The 12,184-nt window shown below is 50.0% G+C and carries 12 protein-coding genes; 7 read left to right on the top strand and 5 right to left on the bottom strand.

The annotated features are described in order from the left end of the window. A partial coding sequence (locus tag V6Z81_10550; protein MEG9862905.1) for an aldo/keto reductase occupies positions 1 to 434 on the bottom strand: 434 nt, incomplete at its 3' end. Continuing rightward, positions 434 to 1,591 (bottom strand): LLM class flavin-dependent oxidoreductase, encoded by a 1,158-nt coding sequence (locus V6Z81_10545; protein MEG9862904.1) that lies wholly within the window; start codon positions 1,589 to 1,591, stop codon positions 434 to 436. The genes V6Z81_10550 and V6Z81_10545, both read right to left, overlap by 1 nt. A gap of 69 nt (positions 1,592 to 1,660) precedes the next feature. On the opposite strand from V6Z81_10545, the gene V6Z81_10540 reads away from it, so the two are divergent. The 3 genes from V6Z81_10540 (at position 1,661) to V6Z81_10530 (ending at position 4,439) form a co-directional block, all read left to right on the top strand. Further along, positions 1,661 to 2,386: a GntR family transcriptional regulator gene (locus V6Z81_10540; protein MEG9862903.1), complete on the top strand. Its 726-nt coding sequence runs from the start codon at positions 1,661 to 1,663 to the stop codon at positions 2,384 to 2,386. A gap of 11 nt (positions 2,387 to 2,397) precedes the next feature. Continuing rightward, positions 2,398 to 3,483, top strand: coding sequence for a Gfo/Idh/MocA family oxidoreductase (locus tag V6Z81_10535; GenBank protein ID MEG9862902.1), 1,086 nt, complete (start codon positions 2,398 to 2,400; stop codon positions 3,481 to 3,483). Between the two features lie 284 nt (positions 3,484 to 3,767). Further along, on the top strand, positions 3,768 to 4,439 hold the full coding sequence (locus V6Z81_10530) for a malonic semialdehyde reductase (protein MEG9862901.1): 672 nt from the start codon (positions 3,768 to 3,770) through the stop codon (positions 4,437 to 4,439). Between the two features lie 105 nt (positions 4,440 to 4,544). Here V6Z81_10530 and V6Z81_10525 read toward each other — a convergent pair whose 3' ends face one another. The 3 genes from V6Z81_10525 to ugpC all read right to left on the bottom strand — a co-directional run bounded on the left by V6Z81_10525 (position 4,545) and on the right by ugpC (position 7,757). Continuing rightward, positions 4,545 to 5,627 carry an asparaginase gene (locus V6Z81_10525; GenBank protein MEG9862900.1) on the bottom strand — a complete coding sequence of 361 codons (1,083 nt, stop codon included), beginning with the start codon at positions 5,625 to 5,627 and terminating at the stop codon, positions 4,545 to 4,547. A gap of 196 nt (positions 5,628 to 5,823) precedes the next feature. Further along, a complete protein-coding gene (locus V6Z81_10520) occupies positions 5,824 to 6,702 on the bottom strand; it encodes a hypothetical protein (GenBank protein MEG9862899.1) in 879 nt (292 codons plus the stop codon). Positions 6,703 to 6,704: 2 nt separating this feature from the next. Further along, complete coding sequence (ugpC, locus tag V6Z81_10515) at positions 6,705 to 7,757, bottom strand: sn-glycerol-3-phosphate ABC transporter ATP-binding protein UgpC (protein ID MEG9862898.1); 1,053 nt, start codon at positions 7,755 to 7,757, stop codon at positions 6,705 to 6,707. 275 nt (positions 7,758 to 8,032) lie between these two features. On the opposite strand from ugpC, the gene V6Z81_10510 reads away from it, so the two are divergent. The 4 genes from V6Z81_10510 to V6Z81_10495 all read left to right on the top strand — a co-directional run. Further along, positions 8,033 to 9,316 carry an ABC transporter substrate-binding protein gene (locus V6Z81_10510; GenBank protein ID MEG9862897.1) on the top strand — a complete coding sequence of 428 codons (1,284 nt, stop codon included), beginning with the start codon at positions 8,033 to 8,035 and terminating at the stop codon, positions 9,314 to 9,316. 118 nt (positions 9,317 to 9,434) lie between these two features. After that, positions 9,435 to 10,334 (top strand): sugar ABC transporter permease, encoded by a 900-nt coding sequence (locus tag V6Z81_10505; protein ID MEG9862896.1) that lies wholly within the window; start codon positions 9,435 to 9,437, stop codon positions 10,332 to 10,334. Positions 10,335 to 10,337: 3 nt separating this feature from the next. Then, positions 10,338 to 11,186, top strand: a complete 849-nt coding sequence (locus V6Z81_10500; protein MEG9862895.1) for a carbohydrate ABC transporter permease — start codon at positions 10,338 to 10,340, stop codon at positions 11,184 to 11,186. After that, the coding region (locus V6Z81_10495) for a glycoside hydrolase family 36 N-terminal domain-containing protein (GenBank protein MEG9862894.1) at positions 11,183 to 12,184 on the top strand (1,002 nt) is incomplete at its 3' end. The genes V6Z81_10500 and V6Z81_10495, both read left to right, overlap by 4 nt.

Below are 12,184 nucleotides of genomic sequence, written 5' to 3'. Positions count from 1 at the left end.
TCAAGGACTGCACCTGTTTCTAAGTGATCCATCATCGGATCAGGACGGTGGATCAACAGCAAATCAATCCGTTCAATACCCATCAGGCGCAAACTGTCTTCTACCGATTGCGTGATGTGATACCGGCTGGTGTCATAATGCTTTACCTGAGCCGCCTCATGACGGCCGGCGGGAGCTATAATCCCGCATTTGGTGACAATCTCCAGTTTATCACGTAGTTGCGGTGCTTTGCGCAAGGCCTGTCCAAAAATTTCTTCGGCCATGTAACCGCCATAGATATCAGCCTGATCTATGCTGGTAATCCCTTGTTCCAGACAAGCTTCTATTTTTGCCTGAACGTTTGCGGGCGAGATATCAGAATCATCGCCCAGCCGCCACATACCATAGATCAGACGCGACAGAGACAGACCATCATTCAGCGCGACACGCTCCATTATCTGCGTTCTCCCTTGCCCAGCGGCGTTGCAGGATCACTTTTGGGAACCCGGCCATATTCATGTGGCAGGGAACAGGTCTTTATTTCCGGCAGGACCAGTTTGCCAATATAATCGCATTCATCCAGATGCGGATATCCGGAAAAGATGAAGGCTCTTATCCCCATCTTTTGATAGGCCTCAATTTCTGAGAGTATCTGGTCAGCCGAACCAACGAGGGCGGCTCCGCAGCCTGAACGCGCCCGTCCAACACCAGTCCACAAGTGCGGCTCAATAAATCCTTCCATGTCAGCCAGATCACGGCTGCGCGCCTGATGGGCTACACCAAGCGATGTACTGTCCAATGCCCGATTACGAATTTGCTGTCCGTCCTCATCATCAAGCTTAGAAACCAGCTCTTCGGCATATTCGCGGGCTTCAGCTTCCGTCTTGCGAACGATCATATGCACACGTAGCCCGTAATCGAGCGTCCTGTTAAAAGATGTCGCCACGTCATGCACGGCGCGCATTCTTCCGGCCAGTTCATCACGGGTTTCCGGCCACATCAAATAGACATCGCAATGCTGGGCACAAAGCTCGATCGCATCCGGGGAATAACCGCCAAAATAAAGTAGCGGGCCGCCATTCTGCTGGTATGGCCTTGCCGGATCGCACGTCAGCCCTTCAAACTGGTAGATCTCCCCCTGATAATTTATTTCATCCTGCGTCCAGGACTGCTTCAAAATTTCCACGACCTCTCGCGAGCGCCGATAGCGGTAGGAGCTGTCTTCTTTCTGGCCCGGGAAATCAGAACTGATGATGTTGATAGTCAGCCGCCCATTCAGCATATGATCCAGCGTGGCTACCGTTCTGGCCAGCATTATCGGCTGCATCTCTCCGCACCGCACAGCCGCCAGCAAATTAACCTTTTCGGTGATCGGCGCGCAACCTGCAACAAAAGACAGGGTATCCTGTCCGACCTGATATGAGGACGGACAAAGAATATTACGAAAACCATTTACCTCGGAACGTTTCACAATCTCCGAGCAATGTGCCCAACTTGATCGCAAGTCACCCTCCGGTACACCAAGATGTCGGTAATCATCCGAACAAAGGGCTGAGAAATAACTCACTTCAGCTGCTTTCAGTTCCGGACTTGAAATGGGCACAATTGTCATAGCACTTCCTTTTCTTGAGAAAATCAAATAAAGCATGGTATATCTGATAAATCAATGGTGTATCAATTCATGACGAGCGTGCGGTCTGCCAACATTAAAAATCATGGAAATCTGCCTGTTTATCTGCAGATTGCCGAACAGCTTGCACGTGAAATAAGTGCAGGAATACTTGTCGAGGGTGACTGTCTGCCTCCGGAACGTGAGATGGCCCTGCGCTATGGGGTAGCGGTAAGGACATTACGCAAATCGCTGGCACGGCTCACCGATTTAGGTCTGCTCGATCGCAGGCAAGGCTCCGGAAATTTTATTCGAAAGACCGAGAACTACAACTCCATCTATTCATTTTTCAGGCTGGAAAAGCCCAATGGGGGCGGGCTGCCTTCGGCGCGGATGATATCCGTTGATACGCTTGCCAAGCCAGCCGACCTGCCCGACTTTGGCAACGCTGAATTTGGTCACCGATTCCGTCGGTTAAGATTTGTGGATGAGATACCGGCTGCACTGGAGGAAATCTGGCTGGATGGTTCCGTCGCTCCGCAAATTAATACGGCAGTAATTTCACAATCCATGTATAAATTCTATCAGGAACACTTGGGTCTGTGGATCACCCGGGCAGAAGATTGGGTGAGCATGTCACCGGTACCAAACTGGCAGGTCCCCCCATTCAAGCTAACCGCTGGCACGCAAGCCGTTTATGTTGAACGTTTTGGCTTTGCTAAGGATGATCGGAAGGTTGAATATTCGCGCAGCTGGTTTGACTCGGCTGTGGTAAGTTATGTTGCAAGGCTAAAATAAAGGATACAAAAATGACGGTTCATTACGGATTAATTGGCTGCGGTATGATGGGCCATGAACATATTCGCAACATAGCCTTGTTGGAAGGCGCAGCGGTTTCGGTCATCTATGAGCCGGATGCCGGGATGCGCGACAGCGCTGCACAAATTGCGCCAGAAGCAGTCTTTACAGATAACATAGAGACATTATTGAATCATAAACCAATGGACTGTCTCCTCATCGCAAGTCCGAATTTTTGTCATGTCGAGCAACTGGAGCAGGTCGCTGCCAAAGTCAGCCTGCCGATATTGGTAGAAAAACCACTCTATAGCGATCCGGCTGATCTTGTCCGCGTGGAAAAGTTCAAGAAAAACTACAAAGCTCCGGTTTGGGTGGCGATGGAATATCGCTATATGCCGCCGATGCAGGAGTTTTTAAATCAAGTGGACGGATTCACCGGGGGAGTCAAAATGCTGACCTTCGTTGAGCATCGCTTCCCGTTCCTTGAAAAGGTTGGCAACTGGAATAGATTTAACCATTTAACCGGAGGAACACTGGTTGAGAAATGCTGTCACTTTTTTGATCTTATGAGGCTGATTTTGAAATCGGATCCGGTGCGGGTTATGGCCAGTGCAGGACAGATGGAAAACCATCTGGATGAAGTTTATGATGATGGAACACCTGATATTTGGGATTCCGGTTATGTAATCATAGATTTTATCAATGGTGTTAGGGCTTCACTTGAATTATCCATGTTTGCTGAAGGCTCGGAATACCAAGGGATGATCCATGCCATCGGCCCCAAAGGAAAGCTGGAAATCAAATTACCCAGCCCCAACCGGCTCGGAAGCGGACACGACAGGATCTGGCCCGTACCGCAACTCATCCAAAGTCCGCGCTCCCCATGTAACCCGCAGGTCGTGGAATGCCCGATCGACGAGACGATTCTGAATGCCGGGGACCATAATGGTTCAACCTACCACCAGCATTTGAAATTTCTAAACGTCGTGCGCGGGAATGGCCAAGTGGAAGTAAGCCTGGACGATGGTATCTGGGCAGTACGGATGGGCATGGCTGCTCAACAATCCGCAATCAGCGGACAGGCTGTAGAATTTTAACAACCAAAAGCATATTCTTCTGTATCATTTACGGGGTTTCCAAGAGTCTTTGCCATAATTTTGAAGAATATCTTCTCCGGCAGCAATATCCTTGAGGGCGGTAAACGTCACAAAACTGTTATTGTCATCAATTTCTCATTCCTTGTTAGGATTGCGAGAATGGTGATACATCAAACCATAACCCATGAGCAAAAAACTAAATCCGATTTTATTTGACCGCCCGACTGAATTGTGGGTATGGGTATTTTAATATTCTTCGGCAACTCATATATGGAATCGGATCATTGACTTCTACAAGTAAAAACACCGCAAATTCAGAAGAGCTGATCAAAGCTGCCCAAAATGATGTTCGTGCCCTGCGTGATGAAATCGCCCAACTTGACCAAGCCTCAGTTGACCTTATCATCGCTCGTGCCCGTTCACATAATGCCTGGAAAGACATCCCCGTGACTGATGCGCAAATCCAGCGCATGTATGAAATTTTGAAGATGGGTGCGACCAGCATGAACAGCAGTCCGGCAAGATTCATTTTTATCCGTTCTCAGGAAGGTAAAGAAAAACTTGCAAAATCGCTGGCGCCTGCCAACGCTCCCAAAGTCATGGCCGCCCCTCTGACTGTAATTGTTGCTTATGATATCGAGTTTTGGAAAGAGCTCCCGAAGTTGTTCCCACACCAGGACGGCCGGGCATTTTTTGAAGGCAAGTCGGAATTAGCACTGGATACGGCATATCGTAATTCAACTCTTCAGGGTGCATATCTGATGATTGCCGCCCGCGCTATCGGTCTTGATGTGGGTGCGATGTCCGGGTTTTCCAATGAAATTGTGGATGAGGAATTCTTTGCCGGCACAACGCTCAAGTCTAACTTCCTTTGCAATATCGGCACTGCCGATGAAACGGGGATTTTTCAGCGCTTGCCCAGATTGAAATTCGATGAGGCTTGTTCCCTTGCGTAATTCCGATCCGGGTATGAGCTGATTACTTCGGTCTCCTGGGTGTATCGCATACCGGGATAAGTGCGGACAAAACATTCATTTTCTGTCAGGCTGCTAACCCATCATTTAATTATCGGATCTGCTGTTCATGCCTGATTGAGGGGTAGGAAGCGTGATTTTACCAACCACATCTCCGGACCAGTTTTTCAACACGGGTTTGAAAAATGATTTAAGGCGTTTGTCATCATTATAGCCGAGTTTATGGAGAACGGCTCCCAATGCGAATTCCGCACCCCGGTTGTGCCCGTCACGGACCTTCAGCAACAATCCAAGACCAAGATCATGAAATGCTGCTGCATATACCCCTTCAGCACCAGTCTTGACTGTCATTAATGAGCCATAGACATCAGCAACGGCCGAGCAACAACGCCCTGTGCCGGCAATCATTAACGGGGCGGCAGCGACTCCATCCCTGATGGCCTCGATTGCACGAGCCCGGCCGTCAGGAAGCATGGATCTGTTGGCAAATACAGCAAAGCCGCGCGCCCAATTGCCAAGGGGCCCGCTCAATGCCGGAGCACCGCATCCATCAACCCCGCTGGGATATTGAAGAAAATCAACACCGGACATTTGTTCCATGACGCCGAGAATGCGCTGCTGAACAGGATGCTCAATTTGATGATATCCTTTAAGATCAACATCCATAAGATGGCCCAAAATCAACATGCCCGCATGTTTGCCCGAGCAATTATTATGCGCCTTGGATGGCCTTTCCATCGCCCGCGCTTGAGCCAGTCCCGTGGCCTTATCAAGCGACCAATGAGCGCCGCATGCCAGTTGCTCGGCATCGAGACCAAATCTGGATAAAAGGGCATGGACACCATCGACATGTATCTCTTCACCATTATGACTGGCGGTAATGAGCGATAATTCCGCATCAGAAAACAAGCCCTTTTCCGGAAGATTTTGCAACAACTCCACTACGGCAATCGCCTGCAGGGGCTTCATGGCCGATCGGGGAAAAATAGTTCGTTCTATATCGCCATAAGCCAGAACGACATGACCGTCACAATCCACAACCGCGAGGTCGACGAGATGTTCACTTTCAGGAGCTCCGCCTCTCTCTACCACCACAGTGAATGGGTTCTTTTCGATATGGGGAAGAGGTTGTCGGGGGTGTCGTGAAGAGGGATTGATCTTAACAGGCAAAAGCTAACCTCAATTCTAATCTTATCGGGAGCGTCCCCTATAGTAGATCAGATCAGGTTAAGGAAGAAAGTCATTTTTATCCGGCTGCCAGGACCTCATTTTTGAGTTATCCCGGTCAACACCTTCTGTGATTTTTTGATCTGTGAGAGTAGCTGTGTGCCACGAGTGCAGAATATGAGAATTGTTACGCCATTATTTACGGGATTCTCTTGAATGAAAAGCGATTGTGCGATTTGTAGGATTGTCCTGCCGGGAGTTCCTGACTTGGAAATTCTGACACATTTACAGCATTCGGCCAGCCCTGCGGTTCGATGGCGATGTGTTCGCGATTGAAGATGCGACCGTCGAAAATCTGAACTCCGCACTGATTGCTTGCGATGGTCAAATTCAGATCATCGACCTCGAGGATGACAAGTTCACGCAGACCATTGCCATTCAGGCAAAAATTGTGATCAAGAGGGGTGCCCGCGATTAGCCTCTGTTTCAGGAAATCAAATTCGCTTGCTGCCACCGGTTCAGTTCTGCCGAGAGGAAGCAGGTCTTCATCAACGGGCAGGTAGTGATCGGCATGGATCTGTAGCAAATGGCTATCGATACCGGCAGATCCGTCCAGATTAAAATAATAATGGGGCGCGAGACTGAAAGCATTCTTTCGTTCTGATTCTGCGCTAAGTTCAACATCAAGGGAATTGTCATTCAGTCTATACATGGCCTTGAAAATCGAGGGTCCGGGAAAACCCATATGGCCATCAGGAAGTTCGATTGCAAAGGCACATTGCGCCTTGCCGGTCTCCACAACGTCCCACTCCAATTCGGAAAGTCCGATCTGCCCGCCGTGAAGAGTGTTCCGGCCCTCGTTCATATCAAGGGTGAAGCTGTTGCCATCAATTGAAAACTGTCCGCCGGCAATGCGGTTGGCAATTGGACCGACAATCGTGTTGACATAGTGGTGCGGCGCATTGCGGTCACTGCAGGTGCGTACAACATTCCGGTTAAGGGCTCTGATGAAGAGATTATCAATTGCTGCACCTCGGGGGTGGAGCTTCACGGCAAGGAAATCGTTTTCTATTTGCATGACTAGCGGATGCGTTTCTCGCTTTTCGCATCGAAAAGATAGACATCCTTGGCATTGAATTTCACACCGATCTTATCGCCGAATTTAGGGGCTTTGAGATTTTTATGCTCAATGATCAGCCGTTCACCGTCTGCCGAATGGGCGTAGACATAGGTGACGCCGCCAAGCTGTTCGACGATCTGGACGGTCAGGCTATTGCCTTTGGGGTCAAGCTGGAGATGTTCCGGGCGCAGGCCGAGCAGTATATTGCCCGATGCGGACTTTGGGGCGGTGATGCTGTGATCCGGCAAATCTTTGCAGGTAATCTTGCCGCCTTTTGCCTGTCCACTGACAAAATTCATTGACGGGGAGCCAATAAAACCGCCAACGAATTTATTGTCAGGATCAGTGTAGAGTTCCAGCGGTGTGCCCACCTGTTCGACCACTCCTGAGCGCAGAACGACAATCTTATCGGCCAGCGTCATCGCCTCGACCTGATCATGGGTAACATAAATCATGGTTGCGCCGATTTCCTGATGCAAGCGCGCGATTTCTACCCGCATGTCAACACGAAGTTCAGCATCGAGATTGGATAGCGGCTCGTCAAAGAGAAATACCTCAGGGCCGCGAACGAGTGCCCGTCCGATGGCAACGCGCTGGCGTTGCCCGCCTGAAAGAGCCTTGGGTTTGCGGTCCATATAGTCACCGAGTTTGAGTATGCTGGACACTTCATCAACTTTTGATTTGATTGTGTCTTTATCGACGCCGTTCATTTTTAGGCCGAAACCGATATTCTCGCGCACAGTCATATGCGGATATAGCGCATAGGTCTGGAAAACCATGGCGATGCCCCGGTCTGCGGCATCGACATTGGTGACGTCCTTCTCGCCAATGGAGATTTTACCTTCGGAGGTTTCTTCAAGGCCGGCGATCATGCGCAGCAAAGTGGACTTGCCACACCCCGAAGGCCCTACAAAAACGCAAAACTCGCCCGGCTCGACCTGCAAATCCACCCCGTGAATCACCTGAACGTCGCCATAGCGTTTGATAGCCTTTTCAAGGTTTACACCTGACATGATTTCCTCATTCTGCTGGCAGCATCAAAGCTGCGATTTTCCCGGATAAATTATAGATAAATCAAACTTGTTGCAAATGGTCGGCTGCAGGCGGGCGGATGGGATACCATGTCCGTCTGATCCAAGCATACCGCTGTATTGAGCCCTGTATCATTCATGTGATTCTCTGTGTTTCTCTGTTGACTACAGGCATGATTTATGCCCACATACATAGGAATCTAGTTACGTATAGTGGCAACTACATTGCCACATGTCAATTATGGGAGAATAAAATAATGGAAAATAATAAAGTGAAAATTATCGGCCTGATTATCGTTGTCGTGGTCGTTGGTGCCTTGCTTGTGAAATGGCTTCCGAGCCTGACCGACCCCGCTGGTTCAGATCAGGCCGGTAATTTGGTTATCAATTTCGATGACCCGAACCCGGCGCCGAAAGCGGGATTTGAAGCCGCTGTTGAAGCCTTCAAGGCGGCGCATCCGAACATAAATGTCACTGTCAATATCAATGACCGTGAAGCGCACAAAACTGCGATCCGCAACTTCCTGTCAGCCAATCCGCCGGACATCACGGCGTGGTACCCTGGCAACCGGATGGCGCCGTTTGTGGATGCCGGCCAGTTTGAGGATATTTCAGGTCTGTGGTCTTCGGATCGGAATCTTTCATCCAATTTTGAGGCGATCAAACCAACCATGTCTCGTGATGGCAAGCAGTGGGGCGTGCCCTATTCCTACTATCAGTGGGGGATCTATTACCGTGCAGATATTTTTGATGAGCACGGCATTTCGGAGCCAGAAACGTGGGACGAACTTCTTGCAGCTTGCGATACTTTGAAGGCTAATGGCGTTACGCCGTTTACAATTGGGACTAGATTCCTTTGGACGGCGGCAGGTGTCTTTGATTATCTCAATCTGCGGACCAATGGTTATGATGTGCATAACGCCCTGACTGCCGGAGAGATCAAATATACCGATCCGCGTATTCGCAAGACCTTTGAGAATTGGCAGACCATGCTTGATCGTTGTACCTTCGTGGAAAACCATGCGACGATGTCCTGGCAGGATGCGATTGCTCCTTTTGCCAATGGCGATGCCGCGATGTATGTCATGGGGAATTTCTCAGTCGCAGCTTATAAGGATGCGGGTCTGAAGGAAGAACAGATTGACTTTTTCCAGTTCCCTGAAATTACCCCGGGTTTGGCTCGTGCCGAGGAAGCACCGGCTGATGCGTTCTTTATCCCTTCAGGTGCCAAGAACAAGGAAGAGGCGCGCCTGTTCCTCAGCTTCATAGCCCGGCCGGAAATCCAGAGTGACTGGAACAAGACTATCGGTCAGTTGCCGCCAAACTCGAAAGCCTCAATCAATAATGATGACAAGTTCATTGTCGAAGGCTTTGAGACGGTTTCTACCGCATCCGGTCTGGCACAATTCTATGACCGCGACGCACCGGCAGAAATGGCCAAGGCCGGCATGGAGGGTTTCCAGGAGTTTATGGTTAACCCCGGCCGTCTTGATGCAATTCTTACACGTCTTGATGGCGTTCAGGAACGCGTCTATAAATAACAATATCATTTTCTCCGCACCGACCCGCCTATAGCGGTCGGTGCGGATTATTTTCTGTATTACTGGTGCCCTTCTTAATATTTCATCGGCGCTATCCCTATCGTTCAAGAGGTTGGGTATGAGTTCAACAAAGGCGGCATCGCAACGCGCCAGTCGGCAACGCATGGCACCTTGGATATTCCTTGCTCCTGCGATGATCTTTTTTACGATTTACGTGATCGCACCAATTTTTCAGTCGATGCTGTATTCCTTTTATGCATGGGATGGCATTGGTGTCCCTGAGTGGATCGGGGTTGCCAATTACGGTGAGCTAATCGAAGATGAGCGCTTTTATATCTCGCTGAAGAATAATCTGCTCTGGTTGATTCTCTATATGCTCGCTGTTCCGGCGGGGTTGTTTGTTGCGCTCTTCCTCAATCAGAACATCTGGGGCATGCGGTTTTACAAGTCCATGTTCTTCTTCCCGTTTGTGATTTCTCAGGTCGTTGTGGGTTTGATATTCACTTGGTTTTATAATCCGAATTATGGGATTATCGGCGAAATCTGGCAATTTTTTGGGGCAACGCCCCCCTCGATACTCGGAGATGAAAATCTCGTCACCTATGGCATCATTGCAGCAGGGTTGTGGCCTCAAATCGCCTATTGCATGATTCTGTATCTTACCGGCCTCAATAATGTTTCCGCCGATCAAATTGAAGCGGGTCGTCTTGACGGTGCCCGCGGATGGCGGATGTTGCGCTATGTGATCCTGCCGCAACTTTGGCCGGCGACATTTCTGGCGGTGGTTGTCACAGTTATCGGTGCTCTCCGCTCGTTCGATATGATCGCAATCATGACCCAAGGCGGCCCCTGGGGTTCATCGAACGTGCTTTCCTATTTCATGTATGAAACTGCGCTTAGTGAATATGGATTCCGCATGGGCTACGGCTCCTCGATTGCGGTCATCCTGTTCTTCATCATGCTCTTCTTCATCAGCTACTTCCTCTGGGTGATGTATCAAGATGAGAGGAGGGGATGAGCGATGTTTCCGACACCGATAGAAAAGCGCAGCCATAACCGTCAGATCCTATACAAGGTCTTTGTGCCGATTGCGCTGCTAATCTGGCTGTTGCCGCTGATCGCGATCTTTCTGACCTCCATCCGCTCAGCTGCGGATATCAACACGGGCAATGTGTTCGGCTGGCCGAACGAGTTTCAGATGGTGCAGAACTATATCGATGTGTTTCGCAATTCCCAGGCGTCGATCTACTTTCTTAATTCCATCAAAATAACGGTGCCTACAGTTATTATCTCTGTGGCACTGGCCTGTCTTGCAGGTTATGCGCTGGCAATCTACAGGTTTCGTGCGGCACTGCCTCTGTTTTTTATCTTTGTCGCCGGGAATTTTGTGCCATTTCAAATCCTGATGGTACCGGTCCGTGATCTGTCTGTAAAAACCGGACTCTATGATACGGTCACCGGTCTGGTGCTGTTCCATGCCGCTTTCCAGACCGGATTCTGTACGCTTTTCATGCGCAATTTCATCAAGGCGTTACCCTTTGACCTTGTTGAAAGCGCACGCATTGAAGGTGTCGACGAATTCAAGATATTCTGGTTTGTGGTGCTGCCGCTGGTTCGTCCGGCAGTTGCAGCCCTGAGCGTTCTGATTTTCACCTTTGTCTGGAATGATTTTTTCTGGGCAACGGTTCTCACACAAGGTGAAGCCTCAAAGCCGATTACCGCCGGTGTTCGCGCCCTCAATGGCCAGTTTGTCTCACAATGGCATCTGGTCTCGGCGGCATCACTCATGGCGGCAGTTCCGCCGGTGGCGATGTTCTTCCTGATGCAACGCCATTTTATTGCCGGTCTCACTTTGGGTGCTGTTAAATGATCAAAAACTGGCGGCTGGATACCAGCGGGCAGACCCTCGTTCTTGCTTCTGACAGGGATCGACTGCCTTCGGTGATCTATTGGGGAGCACCTCTTCCCGGGGATGAAAATCTCGAGCAGCTTTATAAAGCCTATTTGATAGACCTGACCGGGGGCATGCTTGATGAGAATCCCGATCTTTCGATCTGTCCTGAGGCGACAAGGAGCTTTCCGGGGCAACCCGGCATGATCCTTCGTTCAAAATCCGGCCAGCCCATATTACCAAAATTTTGCCTGCATGAAGATCACTCCGCATCAGACGATGAGTTAAGGCTGTCTTACAAGAACGTTGAAGGCGGGATCTATTATCTTGCAGAGTTTAAAGCTTATGAGGATAGCAATATCATCACGGCCCAATCGACTCTTTCTGCTGATGATCCGGTCCATCTGGACTGGCTTGCCGCACCCATTCTGCCGGGACCCCAGATGGCAGATGAAATGATTGATTTCGCCGGTCGCTGGTGCGGAGAATTTCAAGAGATCCGCACGCCCTGGCAAGCCGGCATGCGCTATCGAGAAAATCGGACGGGCCGGACGGGGCACGAACATTTTCCGGGACTGGTCATTCCTGTGCGGGGAGCGACTAACACCCAGGGTGAAGTCTATGCCTTCCATTATGGCTGGTCGGGCGGACATAGAATGGTTGCAGAGGAACTCGCGGATGGACGCCGTCAGATCCAGTTTGGCCACGCAGCGAACGTGGAAACCGAACCGAGCAGGAAATTTGAGACATCACCACTTTATATCACTTATTCCGATGAGGGAATTAACGGTTCTGCCCGCGCCTTTCAGCGCCATACGCGTCATCACATAGTCAAATTTCCAGATGCCGCACGCCCGCGTCCTGTCCATTATAATTGCTGGGAGGCTGTTTACTACAATCATAACCTGCTTGATCTCAAAGAGATTGCAACTCAGGCTGCCAATCTTGGCGCCGAGCGTTTTGTGCTTGATGATGGC

This window comes from Parvularculales bacterium (assembly GCA_036881865.1).
Taxonomy (GTDB): Bacteria; Pseudomonadota; Alphaproteobacteria; order JAPOUT01; family JBAJNM01; genus JBAJNM01.
Note: the sequence above shows the minus strand (reverse complement) of the source record. Positions and strands in the feature narration are given on the sequence as shown.